The organism is Nonomuraea sp. NPDC048882 (assembly GCF_040649755.1).
Lineage (GTDB): Bacteria > Actinomycetota > Actinomycetes > Streptosporangiales > Streptosporangiaceae > Nonomuraea > Nonomuraea maheshkhaliensis.
The window spans coordinates 435222-454446 of the sequence record NZ_JBEZGB010000007.1; the positions used below are offsets into that span (position 1 = coordinate 435222).

A 19225-nucleotide genomic window follows, 5' to 3' on the forward strand; every position below is an offset into this window, starting at 1 on the left:
GCGTTCGGAGTCGCGTTCATGATCGCGGGTCGGGGGCGGCGGCCCGCTGCTCGCGGGGGAGCCAGGCGAAGGCGTCGGGCCCTTCCGCGCGGTATTCCAGGCCGATATATCCGTCATATCCGGCGGCGTACACGTCGTCGATCCACCGCGGCAGCGGCAGCTCGCCCGAGCCGGGCGCGCCCCGGCCAGGGGCGTCGGCGATCTGCACGTGGGCGATGCGCGCGGCGTGCCGGTCGATGACGGCGGCCATGTCGTCGCCGTTGACGGCCAGGTGGTAGAAGTCGGCGAGCAGGCCGAGGTTGGGCACGTCGCCCAGCCGGTCGAGCACGGCCACGGCGTCGGCGGCGGTCAGCAGCGGATAGCGCGGCGCGCCGCTGACCGGCTCAAGCAGCACCGTGCCCGAGATGCCCTTGGCGCAGGCGGTCAGCAGCTCGGCGCCCAGTTCGTCCTGCTCGGCGGGGTCGGCGCCGTCGATCCGGTTGCCGTAGAGGGCATTGAAAGCACGGCAGCCGAGCCGCTCGCCGATCGCGGCCACCACGGGGATGTTGTCGAGCAGCTCACGCGTACGGCCCGGCCAGGACACGACGCCCCGGTCGCCGCCCGGCATGTCGCCGGCGAAGAAGTTGAGCCCGGTCAGCCGCACGCCCGCGTTCTCGACGGCGGCGACGAACGCGTCCACCTCACGGTCGCCTGGCACCGCCACCGGCCACGGCCACCAGAACTCGACGGCGGTGAACCCGTCGGCCGCCGCCGCGGCGGGCCGCTCCAGCAGCGGCAGGTCCGTGTAGAGGAGGGAACAGTTGACGCTCCACCTGGTCACGCGTGGGCCTCTTCCGATCGTTCGCGGCGCAGCTGGCCGAGCAGCCGCCCCTGGGCCTGGTCGAGATGGTGGGCCAGGCACTGCTGCGCCCGCTCGGGGTCGCCGTCGCCGATGGCCTTGAGGATGTCGTCGTGCTCGTGCGCCACGTTCATCGGGTCCGTGGTGCGGTGGGCCTGGAACTGGCCCATGGTGAGGTGCACCTCGCCGAGGATGACCTCGTGCATCCGCGCCAGGCGGCGGCTGCCGACGGCGGCCACCAGCGCGGAGTGGAAGGCGATGTCGGCCTCGACCTGAGTGGCGAACGCCCCCGCGTGAGAGCTCTGGTCGGAGCCGTGCTGGGCCGTTTCGCCGGCCGCCACCCTCATCGCCGCCTGGGCGCGCACCGCCTCGGGCGGCACCTTGCCGGCGCGGGCCAGCGCCACGACCGCCGCCCGTTCGACGGTCTCGCGGCTGAAGTAGAGGTCGCGGATCTCCGCCTCGTCCAGCTTGGGGACGACAGCGGTCTTGTGCGTGGTACGGCGCAGCAGCCCGAGCGCGGTCAGCCGTTCGAGGCAGGCCTTGGCGGTGGGGCGTGCGACGCTGTACTCGTTCGCGATCCGGATCTCGGTGAGCTTCTCCCCCGGGGCGATGTCGCCGTTGACGATGCGCTTGCGTACGGACTCGTAGAGCGCTTCCGTCAGTGATGATGGTCCGAGAGGAAAGCTGGGCTTACCGTCCATGGAACTCCTCCCAGAAAAGGCAAAATCGTCAGACAAGTATACTGCGCCTCTCAGTACCCGGCGGCCTTGTCGACGACGTTGCGCAGCGGCTCGCCCCTGGCGAAGCGGCCCAGGTTGTCCAGCAGGATGTCCAGGCCGCGGCCCGCGGTCTCGCGGGTGGTGGCGCCGTTGTGCGGGGTGACGATGACGTTCGGCAGCGACCAGAACGGGCTGGCCGGCGGCAGCGGCTCCACGCCGTGGGCGTCCAGGCCCGCGCCGGCGATCTCGCCCCGGCGCAGCGCGCCGAGCAGGGCGTCGTCGTCGGCGATGCCGCCGCGCGAGACGCAGACGAAGCAGGCCGTGGGCTTCATCACGGCGAACTCCGCCTTGCCGAAGCGCCCCGCGGTGGCGTGGGTGAGCGGCGCGGTGACCACCACGTAGTCCGACTCGGCGAGGAAGCGCGGGAACTCCTCCGGGCCGAGCAGTTCGTCCACGCCGGGCGCGGGAGCGTCCTTCCTGCGCATGCCCAGCACCCGCATGTGGAACGCCTTCGCCTTGGCGGCCAGGTCGAGGCCCGCGTGCCCCAGCCCGTACAGGCCGACGGTCTTGCCGGCCAGCTCGCCGTGCGTGTAGCGCTCCCAGCGGCGCTCGGACTGGGCACGCAGCCAGCGCGGCACGTCCCTGTCGAGCATGAGGAGCAGCAGCATCGCGTGCTCGGCCAGCGGGATCGCGCCGTTGCCTGTGGCGGAGGTGAGCGTCACGTCGCTGGCCAGCAGCGTGTCGGACAGGACGCCGTCCACGCCCGCCGCCGGGCTGTGCACCCAACGCAGCCGGCCCGCCCTGGCCAGCAGCGGCTCGGGCACCTTGCCGACGACGGCGTCGGCCAGCTCGATGCCGTCGCCCGGGTCGGCGGCGAACTCGACGTGAGCGTCTCCCGCCGCCCTGCGGATGCGGCGGCGGGCGAGCTCGTCGTGGTCGCCGGTGATGATGATTCTCATTTGAGCCCCGTGGTGGCGATGCCGCGGATGAGCTGTTTCTGGGCGATGGCGAAGAAGATGAGCACCGGCAGCAGCGACACGAGCGACATCGCGAACAACATGCCCACGCCGCCCTGCGACTCGGAGTCGACCATGGAGTTCAGCGCCACCGGCACCGTGAACATCTTCGGCGAGGTGAGGTAGATCAGCGGGATGAAGAAGTCGTTCCAGGTCCAGATGAAGGTGAAGATCGTGGTGGTGACCAGGGCGGGCCGCATCAGCGGGAGGACCACGTACCAGAAGGTACGGAACGGGCCCGAGCCGTCGATCCAGGCCGCGCGGTCCAGATCGCGCGGGATCGTCCTGATGAACTGGACCATCAGGTAGATGAAGAACGCGTCCGTGGCCAGGAACTTCGGGATGAGCAGCGGATAGTACGTGTTCACCAGGTCGAGCTGCGAGAAGAAGATGTACTGCGGGATCACCAGCACGTGCATCGGCAGCATCACCGACAGCAGCGTGATGGCGAGATAGACCCCGCGCATCCGGAACTCCAGCCGGGCCAGCGCGTACGCCGTCAGCGAGCACGAGAACAGGTTGCCGATGATCGAGCCGACGGTGACCAGCAGCGAGTTGAGGAAGAAGACCGTGAACGGGCGGTTGAGCGCGTTCCAGCCCTCGACGAAGTTGTCGAAGGTGATCTCGCTGGGGATGAGCCCCGTCTCGGTGAGGATGAGGTGGTCGGGCTTGAGCGAGCTGACGATCATCCAGATCAGCGGATAGAGCATCAGCAGCACGAAGACGCCGAGCCCGAGGTGCTTGAGCAGGTCCCGGCGCCCGCGCCGGCGCAGGAACGCCGTGGAGCGGGCGCGGGCGGAGTCGAGCGAGGTGGTCGCGGTCGTCATCAGTCGTCTCCGTAGAAGACCCAGTACCTCGACAGGACGAAGTGCACGGCCGTCACCAGGCCGATGGCCGCCATCAGCACCCAGGCCAGCGCGGAGGCGTAGCCCATGTCGAAGTTCGTGAATCCCTGCTGGTAGATGTAGAGCGTGTAGAACAGCGTCGAGTTGGCCGGGCCCCCGGTGCCGCCGCTGACGACGTGGGCCTGGGTGAAGGTCTGGAACGCGCCGATCGTCTGCAGGATGAGGTTGAAGAAGATGATCGGCGTGAGCAGGGGGATCGTGACCCTGGTGAACTGGCGCACGATTCCGGCGCCGTCCACCTTGGCGGCCTCGTACAGCTCCTCGGGGATCTGGCGGAGGCCGGCCAGGAAGATCACCATGGGTGAGCCGAACGTCCAGACGTTCAGGACGATCAGCGTCGAGAGCGACAGGCTGGGGTTCTGCAGCCAGCTCCCGAGCTCCAGCCCGAACAGCGACAGCGCCCGGTCGATCAGGCCGTCGTCGCCGAAGATCTGCCGCCACAGGATCGCCACGGCGACGCTGGTGCCCAGCAGCGAGGGCAGGTAGAAGGCGCTGCGGTAGAAGGCCAGGCCGCGCAGACCGCGGTCGAGGATCAGGGCGAGCAGCAGCGCGAAGCCGAGCTGCAGCGGGATCGAGACGACCACGTAGACCGCGGTCACGCGGACGGCGGCCCAGAAGTAGTCGTCCTGGAACATGCGCTCGAAGTTCTCAAGGCCGTTGAACTTCGGCGAGCTGAGGATGTTGTAGTCGGTGAAGGCCAGGTAGAAGGAGGCGATCAGCGGCACGGCCGTGACCAGCACGAGGCCCAGCCACCAGGGGATCAGGAAGACGTGCGCGGCGCCGCCCTGACGATGGAGCTTCGACATGGGAGTTCCTACTGGGCGCGGGCGATGCCGGCATTGATCTCGTCGAGCAGCCGTTTCGCGCCGTCGGCGGTGCTCAGCCGGCCGAGCGAGATCTCCTCGGCGACCCTGGCCATGGCCGTGCGCCAGGTGCTGGTGCCCGGCGGCGCCTCGAAGCGGGGGCGGCGCTCGGCCTTACGGCTGACCTGTACGGCGTCGAGCATCTCCTTGTCGTCGCCCTGCGCACTGGCCAGCGTCTGCTCGAAGACCTTGGGGTTGACCGGCGCGCCCATGGTGAGGCCGACGGTCTTGATCATCGCGGGGTCGTTGGTGTTGTAGCTGACGAGCTTGCCCGCGGCCTCCAGCTTGTCGTCGTCGATGCCCTGGTAGATGGCCATCCGGGGGTAGTAGAGGAAGGGGTGCCCGGCCTGCGCGTCCTTGTTCACGGGCACGCTGCGCAGCTTGAAGGAGTAATCGGGGAACATCTTGGCGTCGTCGATGATGTGGTTGGAGTTGCCGACCTTGGCCAGCACCTTCTTGCCGACCACGGCCCAGTCGGGGCCCATCCCCTCCTGCTCGCTCAGCGTCATCACGGCGCCGGCCTTCTGCATCTTGTCCCACCAGTCGAACCAGGCCCGCACGCTGTCGGCGGTGAAGCCGGGCTTGCCGTCCTGGGTCCAGAGCAGCTCGCCGCGCTGGCGCAGCCAGGCCTCGAACACCATGTCGGCGTCGGCCTCGTACGGCATGCCCTTGCGCTGCTTCGGGTTGTCCTTGGAGTAGTCGATGAGGAACTCCGACCAGGCGTCCCAGTCGGCGTCGGCCGGCGGGAGCTTGACGCCGTCCTCCTCGGCGAACGTCTCGTTGTAGCGGAAGACGGGGACGAAGATGCCGAACGGCATGGTGTTGAGCTGCCCGCCCAGCTTGAACGACTCCAGCTCCTCCTTGGAGTAGTCGGCCAGGTTGACGCTGGGCACCTCGTCGAGGCGGCGGTAGATGTTGCTCTTGTGGTACGTCATGACCTGCGCCGATGCGACCCAGAAGATGTCGGCCACGTCGCGGGCCGCCATCTGGGTGGTCATGCGCTCCTGGAAGGCCGAATACTCGGCGAACTCCGGCTCGACCTGGATGCCCGGGTTCTTGGCCACGAACTCCTTGAGCGCCTTCGTGTAGTTCTGCTGCCGGACGTTGTTGCCCCACCACGCGTACCGCAGCGTGGTGCCGCCTCCGCCGCCCGAGTCGCCGGCGCCGCACGCCGTGAGGCCGGCCCCCAGTGCCCCGGCCGCCACCAGCTTCAGGAACCCCCGCCGATCTAGTCCGCTCATCACTGTGTTCTCCCGTCGTTCTCACAGGGGACCGGCTACCCCGGTGATGGTCCAGTGTTCATTTGTCTAACGAGACCGTCAATAGGTCATGAATACTTGTTTGACAATTTCACGACTTCGAAGAGGCCGATCTCGGGCAGCCGCACCCGGCCGCCGTCCACCTCCAGGGGGCGGTCCGCACGCAGCGCGTGCGCCCGCCACTCGCCCTCCCAGGGCAGGTCCAGCCACGATTCGGCGATCGGCAGCGGGCGGCGGAAACGCTGATCGGCGTCGCCCGAGCGGTTGAGCAGATGGATCACCCGCGTGTCCTCTGCGCGGGCGGGCACGATCTCCGCCTGCTCGGGCAGCCCGGTCTCGACGGCGAGGCCGGCGGGCAGGCGGTCGGCGAACAGGTCGCGGTGAGCGCTCAGCCCGGTCTCCCGATAGCCGCGCCCGACGGTCCAGGGCATCAGCACGCCTCTGCCCCGGCCGTACGGGGCGCTCAGCCAGCCGGGGTGGCCGGTCTCCAGGTGGCCGTGACACTTCTCCGGCGGGCCGTACCTGGCCCTGGAGAGCACGGGCAGGCCCGTCTCGGCGCCCGGCGCGGGCTCGACCACGTGGAAGGCGCCGATCACCGGCACCATGCCGCGGTCGCCGCGCAGGTGCAGCGAGCGGACGGACTCCTCCGTCGTGTACGCGGCCAGCCGGCGGGCGACGGGCAGGCAGGCGAGCCCCGTGTCGCTCGCACCGGTCGCCAGCACGGTGCCGCCCGCCTCCGCGTACGCGTCCAGCACCTCGGGACGGCTCAGCGCGCCGATGTCGGGCAGCACGACCAGCCGGTAGCGCGACAGGTCGCTCACCGCCAGCTTCTCCTCGGGCAGCACGTCGAAGGGCACGTGCCGCTCCAGCAGCGCCAGGTAGAGCCCCTGGAACTCGGCCCGCTCCCCTTCGGGGCGGACCAGCAGCGTGCGCGCCTCGGAGACCAGGTCCCGGTAGACCTCGGCGTGGTCGCGGTGGAACCGGGTCAGCTCGCCGGCGATCTCCAGGCACTCGTACGGGCTGTCGTCCGGCGTCCCCATGATGTACGTGGACGGGATCGCCCCCCGCGAGATCGCCTGCAGCAGATACTGGGCGAAATGGTGAGGCTCCTCCCCCGCCATCCGGTACGGCATGTCCACGAACCCCACCGAGTTGACCAGCACCGGCACCTCAGGCCGGTACGACTTGGCCGCGCTCACGTGCTCGCTGGTCCTGTGGTGCCAGAGGGGCCGGCCGACGGCGTTGTTCGCCTCGTGGAAGACGATGTCGGCGTGCTCGCCCAGGATGAGCGCCGCCTCCGGTCTTCGCGCGGCGATCTCGGCCCTGATCCTGGCGTGCAGGTCGTCCAGCGTCGCCCGTGTGAACGCGCGCCACCGGGCGTCCGCCCGCTCGGGCAGTTCACCGTCGTAGCGGCGGGCGCAGGCCAGGCAGTGGCACACGCCCCAGTACGTGCGGCTGTAGTCCACTTCGTTGAACGACATCCAGTTGAGGAAGAAGCCGTCGACCTCGTACCGGTCGAGCACCTCCCCGATCACCTCGAACAGCTTGACCTGGTAGTAGTCGCCGCTCGGGCACACGCTCGTGAGGCCGGTGTAGACCTGCCGCTCACCGGCGGGCGAGACGAAGCACCACTCGGGATGCCGCTCCGCCCGCCGGTGGTCGATCTTGGAGAAGTCCATCCTGGCCAGCACGCGCACGCCCCTGCGCCGGGCCGCCGCCACCGCGTCGCCGATCAGGTCGCCGGACGGCCGCTCGGCCAGGTGCGGGTTGCGCGTCTGGAAGTCCAGGCCGGTCGGATAGTTCGACAGGATGCCGCCGACGCTGATCAGCCAGGCGTTCGCGCCGAACTCCTCCAGGTAGTCCAGCACCCGCTCGACGTCGAGCCCGGCGTCCACCTCGCGGAGGTTGGTCTGGAACATCCGGAACGGCTCACGCCACCAGACGCGGCTCACCCCTTCTCCCAGGTCACGTGCACGACCTCGATGAGGCCCACGCCGGTCAGCTCCACCTCGGCCCGGCCCTCGCGGACGGCGACGGGGACCTCGCTCCCGTCCACCAGCAGCCGGGCCGTGGCACCCGCCGTGTCCCGCGGCAGCGCGACGGAGACCGTCTGCGGCGGCAGCGGGATGGTCTCCCTGATCGCGCCGCGCATGGCCATGGGGTTGGTCAGGTTGACCACGGTGACCGCGAGGCCGTGCTCGTCGCGGCGCACCGCCAGGTCGACCAGCCCTGGGCCGCGTACGGTGGCCTCGGGCTCGCCGCCGAGCGCCCAGCGCACCGCGTTGGCGATCAGCAGGCCGTGATCGGCCTGGAGCGTCTCCCAGAAGATCGCCCCGAGGTCGAACGGGATGTAGACCACCCGCCCAGGGCCCTCCCTGGTGATCACGGCAGGGGCGTCGGGGGCCTTCCTGGCGTACAGCTCCTCCATCGGCAGATCCGGAAAGTCCGGGATGAAGCGGAACGGCACCTGCGTGCCCGGCCTGGCCACGACGCCCAGCAGCCGGGTGCCGCCGATGATCCGCCCGGCCGGGCCGAAGCCGTCGCTGACCGGGTGCTCGCCGGTCAGGGCGATGTAATTGTTCTTCACCGGGCCTCTGAGCCGGGTCACCAGGTCGGCGCCGAAGACGTCGGCCAGGCCGAAGTTGGCGCGCGGCGCGCCGTGCTCGTCGTACAGGGAGGACTGGTGCGCGGCGACCAGGCCGCCGCCGGCGGCCACGTAGTCGCGGACCGCCGCGCACTGCTCGTCGCTGAGCTGCTCGGCGTTGGCCAGCACCAGCACCTTGTACGGCCGCAGCCGCTCGGCCGACAGCACCTGGTCGGCCAGCAGGTCGAACGGGATCCGCGCCTCGACCAGCGCCTGGTAGAAGCCGTCCTCGTCGGGGAAGGAGTGTGCCGCCCCGCTCCTGATCCGCCCGGCCCTGCTCGGGTCGACCAGCGCCACCTCGGCCGTGACCGGCATCGGCGCCAGCACCGGCTCCAGCTTCGCGTGCAGCCCGAACGCGTCCACCACGGCCGGCACCCAGCGCGGGTCGGAGACGGTGGCGTTGAACTTGGTGAACCACGGGAACGCGCCCTGCGCGAACCCGTCCACGATCCACGTCCGCACCTCCTCCGGCGGGGCCACCGAGTCCTTCCACCGGTGCTGGTGGTACTCGGGCCCGACCGAGGTGATGAGCCCGACCGGCCGGTCGGGGAACAGGCCCCTGCTGCGCTTGGCCACCCGCCCGGCCGCCCACGGCGCCTCGATGCCCGAACGGCCCTGCTTGTCCACCACGAACAGCGGGTAGACCCGCTCGACCAGCTCGGGCTCCAGGTCGCGGGCGGCGAAGGCGCCCAGGTTGGGGATGAAACGAGCGTGCGGCCGCAGGTCCTTGACCGCCGCGTCCCAGATCGCGACCAGCTCGCTGAGCCGGCGCCGCCGCCAGGCCACATAGGCGGGCCAGGCAGGGTCGGTCGTGTCGTGCTCGCGCTTGGGCAGCTCGAACCCCGTGTCGTCGCGGAACGAGCGCCGCGCGGCCTCGCTGTAGGAGATGCCGTAGTAGCCCTCCCACCGGTTGGCGAAGATCGCGTCCACGTCGTACTCGCGCACGATCTCCCTGGCCACCTCGGTGATGAACTCCCGGTGGTAGCCGGTGAAGGCGCAGGTCAGCCAGATGCCGGGATGGGACCAGTGCTCGATCGGCGCGCCGTCCTGGTCGCACGCCAGCCACTCGGGATGCGCGGTGGCCGCGTCGGCGTGCACGGCGTGGGGGTCCACCCTGGCCATGACGTGCATGCCGAGCCCCCTGGCCGCCTCGACGAGCGCGCCGAACGGGTCGGTGTCGCCCATGAAGGTGCTGCGGTGGTGGTACGGGATCAGGGTCGGGTAGTAGGCGATGTAGCCGCCCGCGCTGATGCAGACCGCGTTCGACCTGCTGTCCCGCATCACCGAGGTCCAGAAGTCGACGTCGAGGTGTGCCGGGTCGTCCTCGGCCAGCGTCAGTTGCGTCCAGCGGGTCGCCGTCAGGGGCCAGTCGGGTGTTCGCATGCGGAAGCGCACCTCTCGTCAAGCTCACTTGTTAGACGCGGAATATTGTCATACAAGAATGCAAGCCGTACAAGGGGAAGGTGTGTCGTGCGGGCAACATGAAGTCGTGGCGGGCCTATGATGTTGGAAAGTAAAGCGGCAGGAGGTCGGGCATGCGGATGTCCCAGTGGGCCCACGACACGTTCGGGCAGCGCGCTCCCCTGATCAGACAGGGCGTGGCCGAGGCTCTGTCGGTCGCGCTGGAAAACGCCAGGGACGCGCAGAAGGTGGCGCAGACCGATCATCTGCACCCGTTCGGGTTCACGCTCATGTCGCGCAAGTTCGAGGCGCTGGCCGAGGCGTTCGAGGACATGGGCGACGTGCGCGTCGTCAAGCCCGGCGGCTCCCAGCACGAGCTGGTCGTGCTCGACGGCAAGCTGCTGTTCCCCTTCCGCTACGCCAAGGACCGCTCGCTCACCGTGATGAGCGCCAGGATCGGCGACGGCCGCCCGTCAGCGCTGGTACAGGCGCTGTTCAACCGGTTCGGCCCCGAGCCGCGGATGCGGCAGCTCGCGCTGCACGACCTCCCGCCGCACGCGGTGCCGGTCGCCGAGGCGCTGGGCGACCTGCCCGACGACACCCGGCTGGTGCTGATCGCCTACGCGGCCAACGCCCACGCCGGGCTGCTCGATGCCTGGTGGGGCGAGGCCGAGCTGCTCGACCGCTTCGGCAGCCTGCGCTGGCACCAGTGCGAGCCGATCCCGCTGGCCCACGAGGCCGGCGCGCCCGCCTCCGGTGACAGCGCGGCCGCCTTCGACCAGGGCGTCCTGCCGATGCCCGAGGTCAACGCGCGCACCGGGTCCGCCCGGTCCGGTGAGCGGCCGGTCGCCGAGGCCACCCCGATCCGGCCGGAGGCCGCCGGCGGTGCGTGACTCCCGGGCGGGCGGGCCGAGCCCGCAGGCCGTCGCCGACGCCTTCGACGCCACCCGCCTCACCCAGGCCCGTCACCTGGCCGCGCTCACCAAGAAGGAGGTCGCCGAGCATCTCGGCGTCTCTCCGGCGGCGGTCGGTCAATACGAGGCGGGCGTCACCCGGCCGCGGCCCGACCTGATCGCGCCGCTGGCCGAGGTGCTGTCGGTGCCGATGGCGTTCTTCCTGCCCGGCCGCCCGCACGGCAAGCTCGACGGATCCATGGCCCACTTCCGCAGCCTGCGCTCCACCCGGGCCTACCAGCGGGCCAAGGCCGTGGCCTTCGTCGAGCAGGTGTGGGAGCTGGCGTACGCGCTGGAGAAACGGGTGCAGCTGCCCGCCGTCGACCTGCCCGGGTTCGCCGGCGGCGAGATGCACTCCGCGCTGCCGCGCGACCCGGCCGGGGCCGCCCGCGCGCTACGCTCCCACTGGGGGCTGGGCGCCGGGCCGATCAGCCACCTGGTGCGCCGGATGGAGGCGCACGGCATCGTGGTGGCCTTTCCCCGCCACGACCCCGACGCGGTGACCGTCGACGCCTTCTCCACCTCCAGCCTGCCCCGGCCGATCGTGGTGCTGACGCCCAACCGGTTCGACGACATCTACCGCCACCGCTTCACCGCCGCCCACGAGCTGGGCCACCTCGTCCTCCACGGCGACACCGCCGCGGGCGACTCCCACCAGGAGCGCGAGGCCGACGCCTTCGCCGCCGAGTTCCTCACCCCCCGCGACAGCATCCTGCCCCAGCTCCCGCTCCGCGCCGACCTGCGCAGACTGGCCGAGCTGCGGCAGACGTGGGGGGTGTCGGTCGACTCGCTGCTCTACCGGTGCCGGGAGACCGGCCTGCTGTCCGACTCCGCCGCCGGGCGCGCCTACCAGCGCCTGGCCGCGCTGCGCGAGCAGCCCGGGTTCACCAACGAGCCGGTCTCCGGCTATCCGGGCGAGCAGCCGGTGCTGCTGGCGCACGCCTTCGAGCTGGCCTGCAAGGAGAGCGGGCTGAACGCGGCGACGCTGGCCAGGGAGCTGGCCTGGCCGATCGCACGGGTACGCGAGCTGATCGGCCTGCCCGACCAGCGGCCGTCGCTGACGCTCGTGCCCTGAGCGGGGTCACCTCCCGTCGTCCGCGCCGAACTCCTCCGCGCCGAACTCGGACTGGAGGAGTTCGGTGAAGGTGGTGATGAGGTCGCCCCAGTCGCCGTTGACGTTGCTGACGAGCAGGTGCTCGCCGTCGCGGCTGCCCATGGCGTAGGTCCAGGAGCCGTTGATCGCGCCGCCGCCGCCCCAGACCGTCTGCCCGCCGGGGAGCTCCTGCCAGAAGACACCCAGGCCGTACGCGGTGTTCGGGATCCAGCCTCCGCCCTCCGTCGAGACGCCGGTGAACATCTCCTCCATCTGCTTCTGCGGCAGCAACCGGCCGCCCAGGAGCGCCCGGAGGAAGAGGTGGAGATCCTCGGCCGTCGAGACCATGCCGCCGGCCGCCCAGGCGCCGGAGGCGTTCAGCTCGGTGACGTCGTGGATCTCGGCGTCGGGGTCCGGGAGCATGAGCTTGGAGTAGTGGCGGGCGTGGGGGCCACGCAGCTCGGTGTCGTCGCCGGGCACGTACGTCCCCTCCAGCCCGAGCGGGTCGGCGATGCGCCGCCGGACCTCCTCGGCGTACGGCCTGCCGGCGACTCGCTCGATGATCATCCCGGCGAGCACGAAGTTGGTGTTGGAGTAGCCCCAGCCCTCGCCCGGCGCGAAGGCGGGCTCATGGCGCATGGCGATCCGTACGAGCTCCTCGGGGCTGTAGCGGTCGAAGCGGCGCTCCAGGACGCTCGGCCCGGCGTACTGCCCCTGCATCTTCTCGTCCATGGTGTAGTTGAAGATGCCGCTGGTCTGGTTGAGCAGCCGCCGGACAGTGATCTTGTCGCCGTCGCGGATCGCGCCGGGCAGCCAGGTCTCCACGGTGTCGTCGAGGCTCAGCCGGCCCTCGGCGTCGAGCAGCAGCACCACGGTCGAGGTGAACGCCTTGGTGAAGCTGCCGATCCTGAACCGGTCCTGCGGCCCGCGCGCCCGACCGCTCTCCAGGTCGGCCACGCCCGCCGTGCCGAACCAGGTCTGGGTCCCGTCGCGCACGTCGGCGAGGATCCCCGGCACTCCGCCGTCGTCCACGACCCGGTCGAGCATCCGCTGAAGCTTGCCGTTCATTCGTGGCACTCCCCTGTTCGCGATAGTACGTGTTCGGTGAATGCCAAAAGCTACGTTGCGTTTCAGTTTCTAGTCAATGCCTTTCAACGGCTACAAACTGCATTTCAGCAGTTCACTGGCGGTATAAATTGCAATGAACCTGACCTCGAACGCAATGGGGAAGTTGCAATGAGATGCGTTCGAACGCAATACTGCGGTGACACGGATGAGGAGGCGGGATGCCCGGAGGCCGGCTGACCCACGAGGACCGGCGGCGGATAGCGGCGGGGCTGTCGGAAGGGCTGGGCTACGCCGAGATCGCCCGTCGCCTGGACCGGCCGACCTCCACGGTCAGCCGGGAGGTCCAGCGCAACGGCGGCCCCAAGGGCTACCGGGCCGACCGCGCCCAGCAGCTGGCCGGGCAGCGCGCCCGCCGCCGCAAGCCGGCCCCGCCACCTGCCCACAAACCCGCCAGACGGACCCCCGAGCCGGGCCACGGGCGCGATCTCAGGGCGGTGCGCGCGTTCGCGGATCGGATGGCCGAGGTCCTCGTCCAGATCGGCATGCCCAGGATGACGGCCAGGATCCTCACGTGCCTGGCCACCACCGGCACCGGCGCGCTCACGGCCCGGGAGCTGACCGAGCGGCTGCGGGTCAGCCCGGCCTCGGTGTCCACCGCGGTCGCGTACCTGGAGGAGCAGCGGCTGATCAGGCGCGAGCGCGACCCCCGGAGCCGCCGCGACCGCTATGTGGTGGACGACGACATCTGGTATCGGTCCTACCTGACCAGCGTGCAGCGCAACGCCATGCTCGCGGAGGTGACCGCCGAGGGCGCCAAGCTCTTCGGCACGGCAACCCCGGTCGGTGGACGCCTGGAGAACGTGACCAAGTTCCTGCACCACACCAACGAGGACATGATCCGGGCCGCCGAGCACTGGCGGCACCTGTTCGCGCCCGGGGACTCGCCGCCGGCGTGAGGTCACCCTGGACTTTCGCTTGACATCAACTTTAGTTGAGGTTGCAGCCTGGGAACGCGAACCTACCCCGACCTCACGGAGCACCTCATGCACGCCGTCGTCCTGCACTCCTTCGGCCCGGCCGAGAACCTCGGTTACGAGGTCGTCCCCGATCCCGAGCCTGGCCCCGGCCAGGTGCGCATCGCCGTCAAGGCGGCCGGCGTGCACCTGGTCGAGACGATGTTGCGCAAGGGCGGGATCAGCGACCCGGAGACACCGCTGCCGCCGCTGCCCGAGCTGCCGACGATCTTCGGCGGCGAGGTGGCGGGCACCGTGGACGCCGTGGGACCGGACGTGGACCCCGCCTGGATCGGGCGTGACGTCGTGACCTCGGGCGGGCAGCCTGGCGGGTACGCCGAGCTGGCGGTCGCCGACCTGGCCGCCGTGCACCGCATCCCCGACGGCGTCGATCACGCGTCGGCCGTCGCCATGATCGTCACGGGGGTCACCGCGCTGCACTTCCTCGACGTGGCCGAGCTGACCTCCGCCGACGTGGTTCTCGTGACCTCGGCGGCCGGCGGCGTCGGCCGGCTCCTCGTCCAGTACGCCCGCCGCCTGGGCGCCCAGGTGATCGGTGCGGCGGGCGGGCCCGCCAAGGTGGCCGCCGTGCGCGAACTGGGCGCGGACCTCGCCGTCGACTACGACGAGCCCGGCTGGGAGCAGCGGGTCGCCGACCTGCTCGGCGGCAGGAAGGTCACCGCGCTGCTCGACGGGGTGGGCGGGGACCGGGCGCGGGCGGCGTTCGAGCTGCTCGCCGACGGCGGCCGGTGCCTCACCATCGGCACCGCCTCCCAGCGGCCCATCGAGCCGGATCCGGGGCTGGTCGCCTCGCGCGGGCTGAGCGTGACCAACGCCCTGCTGCTCCTGCTCGGTCAGCAGGACGAGCGTTCGGCGTATGAGGCCAGGGCGCTGGCGGCCGTGGCCGAGGGCACGCTGGTGCCGGCCGTGCAGACGTTCCCGCTCGCCGAGGCCGCGGCGGCGCACGCGGCGCTGGAGTCGAGGCGGACCACGGGCAAGGTCGTACTGGTGCCCTGACCTGGCCACGAGACCGTCGGTCCTCCCGGCTACTGTGCGATGCATGGCGGAAGACCCCATCAATCCGGGAACCCCCGACGTCCGCGGCCCAGGGCGCTATCTGTGGTGGCTGGTCACGAGCCAGCGGGCGCGGATCCTGGCCGGGGCGTCGCTGGGGACCGCCTGGATGGTCGGCCTGACGCTGCCTCCCTACCTGCTGTCGCGGGCCATCGACGACGGGCTGTCCACAGGGCGCTATCCCGTACTGGCCTGGTGGGTGGCCGCCGTCTTCGGCGCGGGGCTGCTGAACGCCTGGCTGGCGATCATGCGCCACCGGACGATGACGAGGGTGCGGCTGGACGCCTCCTACCGGACCGTGGAGGCGGTGACCCTGCACGCGACCCGGCTCGGCGCGTCACTCCCCGGCCGGGTGACGGCCGGGGAGGTCGTCACGATCGGCGCCGCCGACGCCGCCGTGATGGCCCAGACACTCACCATCACCGGGCCTGGGGTCGGGGCGGTGCTGGCCTACATCGTGGTGGCCGGGCTGCTGCTGTCGGTCTCGCCGCTGCTCGCCGCCGTGGTGCTGCTGGGGGTGCCGCTGCTGGTCGGCGTGCTCGGGCCGCTGCTGGGACGGCTGCGCGGCGCCGAGACCGCCTACCGGGGTCGGCAGGGCGAACTCGCCGCCCGCTTCGCCGACCTCGCCGGCGGGCTGCGGGTGCTCAACGGCATCGGCGGCAAGGACGTCTACGCCGACCGCTACCGGCGCGGCTCGCGGGAACTGCGGGAGCAGGGGTACCGGGTGGGGGCGGTGACGAGCTGGATCCACGCGCTGGGGGTGGGGCTGCCGACGCTCTTCCTCGGGGGCGTGACGTGGCTGGCCGCCCGGATGGCCGCGCAGGGGGAGATCACGGTCGGGGAACTGGTGGCACTGTACGGGTACGCGGCCGTGCTGGTGGTGCCGGTCTCGTTCTTCGTGGAGGGCGGCTACGACCTCAGCCGCGGCCTGGTCGCGGCCCGCCGCGTCATCCACTTCCTCAGCCTCCGCCCCGAGGGCGACACGCCACCCGGGCTTCGGCACGAGCCCGACAGGCCTACCGGAGACGCATCGCCCGAGCTTCGGCACAAGCCCGACGGGCCCGCCGGCGACGCGCCGCCCGAGACCTCGCGCGAGGCCTCGCGCGAGACCGCTGCGCCCACCGGCGGCAGGGGTGCGTCGCCGGGTGGAGGGGAGCCCGCGCCGACCGGTGACGGCAAGCGCACGCCGCCGAGCGGCCGGAAACCCGCGCTGCCCGGTGGCGAGAGGCCCAGGTCGCCGGGCGGTGCCGACCTGCCGCCGCCCGACGCACCGGCTGCCCTGCGCGATCCGGCGTCCGGGGTGGAGATCGCTCCCGGGCTGGTCACGGCGCTGGTCAGTGCGCGAGCGGCGGACTCGGCGGCGGTGCTCGACCGCCTGGGCGGGTTCGACCTCTCGGGCAGGCTCGACGCCGAGACCACCCCAGGCGCGACCACGACCACGGGCTCCGGCGCAACCACGGACTCGGGCACGACCACCGCCCCGGGCGCGACCACCGGCTCGGGTGTGACCTGGGGTGGGGTTCGTCTTCGCGACATCGATCGCGAGGCGCTGCGGGAGCGGATCCTGGTGGCGGACAACGAGGCCCACCTGTTCGCCGGCACGTTACGCGAGGTCATCGCGGGCAGCCGGGAGCCCGACGACGCGGCCGTCGAGCGAGCCGTGCACGCGGCCATGGCCGAGGACATCGTGCAGGCGCTTCCGCACGGCCTGGACTCCCCCATCTCCACCCAGGGCCGCAACCTGTCCGGGGGCCAGCGGCAGCGGGTGCGGCTGGCCCGCGCGCTCCTGGCCGACCCGGAGATCCTGCTCGCCGCCGAGCCCACCTCGGCCCTGGACGCCCACACCGAGGCCACGGTCGCCGCCCGCCTGCGTACAGTACGAGCCGGCCGCACCACGGTCGTCACCAGCACCTCCCCACTCGTCCTGGACCGGGCCGACCGGGTGTACTACCTGGTCGACGGAACGGCCGTGGCCGCGGGAACCCATCACGACCTGCTGCGCGAGGAGTCCGGCTACCGGGCGCTGGTCTCACGCGGCACAGAAGACGACAACCCGGACGACACGACCACCAACGGCCGAACCAACGGCCCACCCACCTCCGGCCACCCTTCCGACCACCCTTCCGGAGCACCCAGCGGGCCCCGCACGGGAGGTCCGACCGGCATACCCAGCACAGGAGGCCCGGCCGGAGTGCCCGCCAGACCTGGCGCGGACGGCCGAGCCGGCATCACACCTCAGGAGGCCGGCCGGTGAACGACGCTGGAGACCAGTCGGGAAGCAGTGCAGAAGACGTCCCGGGAAGTAGGGCAGGAGGCCGCCCGGGAAGCCGTGCAGAAGGCCGGCCGGCAAGCAGCGCACCAAGCCGGTCGGGAAGCGGTGGGGCGCAGGGCGTGCGCGGTGGGTTGCCTGTTGCCGGGTCCGCGCAGACGCGTAAGGCGGCGGTGCGGCTCGTTCGCTTGGACGGGCGGGCGTTCGTCGCCATGCTCGTGCTCAACGGGCTGGCCGCCGTCGCGGGGTTGGGCGCGCCGTGGCTGCTCGGCCGCATCGTGGACGAGGTCAAGGCCGGCGCCGCAGTCAGCACGGTGGACCGGCTGGCGCTGGCCATTCTCGGCTGCGCCGTGGTGCAGTTGCTGCTGGCGCGTTACGCGAGCTACGTCGGCCATCGGTTCGGTGAACGTACGCTGGCCAGGATCCGCGAGCAGTTCACCGAGCGCGCGCTGGCCATGCCCGCCTCGGTGGTCGAGCGGGCGGGCACCGGCGACCTGACCACCCGGGGCACCACCGACGTGGCGGCGGTCGGGACCACGCTGCGTGACGCCGGCCCTGACGTCGCCATCGCCTCCGTCCAGGCACTGTTCATCCTGGCCGCCGTCTTCGTGCTGGACCCGCTGCTCGGCGCGTGCGGGGTGATCGGGCTGTCGGGCATCTGGTTCGCCTCCCGCTGGTACCTGCGCCGGGCGCTCGGCGCGTACCTGGAGGAGGGCGCCGCCAGCTCGGCGCTGGCCGAGGAGCTGGCCGCCACCACGACCGGCGCCCGCACCGTGCAGGCGCTCAGGCTCGAACACCGCCGCCTCATGGCCTGCCGGCGGACGGTCGAGGAGTCCCGGCGGGCCAGGACCAGGACGTTGTTCCTGCGCAGTGTGCTCTTCCCGGTGGTGGACGTCTCGTACGCGATCCCGGTGGCGGCCGTGCTGCTGGTCGGGGGCGCGCTCACGATGCGGGACCCGTCCGCGATGACGCTGGGCACGGTGGTCGCCTCCGCCCTCTACCTGCGCCAGCTCTCCGAGCCGCTGAACACCGTCCTGCAACGGCTGGAGGAGCTGCAGAGCAGCGGCGCCGCCTTCGCCCGCGTCGAGGGCCTGGCCGCCCCTCCAGGGACCACACCCGCGGGCCCGGCGTCCAAGGGCCCGACATCCGAGAATTCGGCGTCCAAGGATCCGGTGTCCGAGGGGCAGGCGTCCGAGGGGCAGGGCCGGATTTCGGGGGACGCGGCGGCCGGTGGGTCCTCGGTGCCCGTGGATGATCGGCTGGAGGTCTCCCGTGCGTCCTACGCCTACGACGGCGGGCCCGACGTGCTGCACGAAGTGGAGCTGAGCGTGCGACCCGGCGAGCGGCTGGCCATCGTCGGCCCGTCGGGGGCGGGCAAGACGACGCTGGGCCGACTTCTGGCCGGCATGGACGCCCCTCGTACGGGCTCCGTCACGGTCGGCGGCGTCCCCGTGGCCGACCTGGCCCCTGGGCTGCTCCGTGAGCGGGTCATCCTGGTCACCCAGGAGCACCACGTGTTCCTGGGCACCGTACGGGACAACCTCCAGATCGCCGCCCCCGAGGCCACCGACGCCGACCTGCGCGCGGCGCTGGCCGCCGTGGGCGCCGACTGGTTCGACGAGCTGCCCGACGGGCTGGACACCGACCTGCGCCACGGGCCGCACCGCCCGGACGGGGCGCGGGCCCAGCAGCTGGCCCTGGCTCGCGTGGTGCTGGCTGACCCGCACACGCTGATCCTCGACGAGGCGACCGCGCTGCTGGATCCGCGTACGGCCCGCCACACGGAGCGGGCCCTGGCCGCGGTGCTGGAGGGCCGTACGGTCATCGCCATCGCCCACCGCCTCCAGACGGCTCACGACGCGGACCGAGTGGCGGTCATGCGTGACGGGCGGCTGACCGAGCTGGGCACGCACGAGGAGCTGGTCGCGGCGGGCGGCGCGTACGCGTCCCTGTGGCGCTCCTGGCACGGTGATCACGCCAATTGAGCGACCCCCGGTTCAACCACCCGGCCCGGCGGTCACGCCTGTTAAGGGATGAAAAATATCTTCGCAAAGATCTCGCCTGCGAAGGAAAATGTTGAGACGCTGAACTGCACGACGCGCCCCCCAGC

The 19225-nt window shown here is 71.4% G+C and carries 15 protein-coding genes; 6 read left to right on the plus strand and 9 right to left on the minus strand.

The genetic code is table 11. From position 1 onward, the window contains the following. Positions 1-16: 16 nt before the first annotated feature. The 8 genes from AB0C27_RS26885 to AB0C27_RS26920 form a co-directional block, all read right to left on the minus strand. Complete coding sequence (locus tag AB0C27_RS26885) at positions 17-820, minus strand: TIM barrel protein (protein ID WP_357848626.1); 804 nt, start codon at positions 818-820, stop codon at positions 17-19. Beyond that, complete coding sequence (locus AB0C27_RS26890; protein WP_357848628.1) at positions 817-1539, minus strand: GntR family transcriptional regulator; 723 nt, start codon at positions 1537-1539, stop codon at positions 817-819. The genes AB0C27_RS26885 and AB0C27_RS26890 overlap by 4 nt, the downstream gene beginning before the upstream one ends. Positions 1540-1589: 50 nt before the next feature. Next, positions 1590-2516, minus strand: coding sequence for a D-2-hydroxyacid dehydrogenase (locus tag AB0C27_RS26895; protein ID WP_357848630.1), 927 nt, complete (start codon positions 2514-2516; stop codon positions 1590-1592). Continuing rightward, positions 2513-3400: a carbohydrate ABC transporter permease gene (locus AB0C27_RS26900; protein ID WP_346110531.1), complete on the minus strand. Its 888-nt coding sequence runs from the start codon at positions 3398-3400 to the stop codon at positions 2513-2515. Before AB0C27_RS26900 ends, AB0C27_RS26895 begins: the two co-directional genes overlap by 4 nt. After that, on the minus strand, positions 3400-4284 hold the full coding sequence (locus AB0C27_RS26905) for a sugar ABC transporter permease (protein WP_357848632.1): 885 nt from the start codon (positions 4282-4284) through the stop codon (positions 3400-3402). The genes AB0C27_RS26900 and AB0C27_RS26905 overlap by 1 nt, the downstream gene beginning before the upstream one ends. Before the next feature lie 8 nt (positions 4285-4292). Continuing rightward, the gene (locus tag AB0C27_RS26910) at positions 4293-5582 is read right to left on the minus strand and encodes an ABC transporter substrate-binding protein (protein WP_357848634.1); all 1290 of its coding nucleotides are present in this window, start codon (positions 5580-5582) and stop codon (positions 4293-4295) included. 86 nt (positions 5583-5668) lie between these two features. Further along, positions 5669-7552 (minus strand): alpha-amylase family protein, encoded by a 1884-nt coding sequence (locus AB0C27_RS26915; RefSeq protein ID WP_357848636.1) that lies wholly within the window; start codon positions 7550-7552, stop codon positions 5669-5671. After that, entirely contained in the window at positions 7549-9627 is a 2079-nt protein-coding gene (locus tag AB0C27_RS26920; protein ID WP_357848638.1) for an alpha-amylase family protein, read from the minus strand. Before AB0C27_RS26920 ends, AB0C27_RS26915 begins: the two co-directional genes overlap by 4 nt. 152 nt (positions 9628-9779) lie before the next feature. Here AB0C27_RS26920 and AB0C27_RS26925 point away from each other — a divergent pair, with 152 nt between their 5' ends. Both AB0C27_RS26925 and AB0C27_RS26930 read left to right on the plus strand, forming a co-directional pair. Then, positions 9780-10538 (plus strand): hypothetical protein, encoded by a 759-nt coding sequence (locus tag AB0C27_RS26925; RefSeq protein WP_357848640.1) that lies wholly within the window; start codon positions 9780-9782, stop codon positions 10536-10538. Continuing rightward, complete coding sequence (locus AB0C27_RS26930) at positions 10531-11673, plus strand: XRE family transcriptional regulator (protein WP_357848642.1); 1143 nt, start codon at positions 10531-10533, stop codon at positions 11671-11673. Before AB0C27_RS26925 ends, AB0C27_RS26930 begins: the two co-directional genes overlap by 8 nt. Positions 11674-11679: 6 nt before the next feature. Here the strand turns inward: AB0C27_RS26930 and AB0C27_RS26935 are convergent, their stop codons facing one another. Next, the gene (locus tag AB0C27_RS26935; protein WP_357848644.1) at positions 11680-12759 is read right to left on the minus strand and encodes a serine hydrolase domain-containing protein; all 1080 of its coding nucleotides are present in this window, start codon (positions 12757-12759) and stop codon (positions 11680-11682) included. 218 nt (positions 12760-12977) lie between these two features. On the opposite strand from AB0C27_RS26935, the gene AB0C27_RS26940 reads away from it, so the two are divergent. The 4 genes from AB0C27_RS26940 (at position 12978) to AB0C27_RS26955 (ending at position 19100) form a co-directional block, all read left to right on the plus strand. Next, positions 12978-13715 (plus strand): MarR family transcriptional regulator, encoded by a 738-nt coding sequence (locus tag AB0C27_RS26940; protein ID WP_357848646.1) that lies wholly within the window; start codon positions 12978-12980, stop codon positions 13713-13715. 87 nt (positions 13716-13802) lie between these two features. After that, the gene (locus AB0C27_RS26945) at positions 13803-14789 is read left to right on the plus strand and encodes a zinc-binding dehydrogenase (protein ID WP_357848648.1); all 987 of its coding nucleotides are present in this window, start codon (positions 13803-13805) and stop codon (positions 14787-14789) included. Between the two features lie 43 nt (positions 14790-14832). After that, complete coding sequence (locus AB0C27_RS26950) at positions 14833-17100, plus strand: ABC transporter transmembrane domain-containing protein (protein WP_357848650.1); 2268 nt, start codon at positions 14833-14835, stop codon at positions 17098-17100. A 188-nt stretch (positions 17101-17288) separates the two neighbouring features. Next, positions 17289-19100, plus strand: a complete 1812-nt coding sequence (locus AB0C27_RS26955) for an ABC transporter ATP-binding protein (protein ID WP_357848652.1) — start codon at positions 17289-17291, stop codon at positions 19098-19100. Positions 19101-19225: the final 125 nt, after the last annotated feature.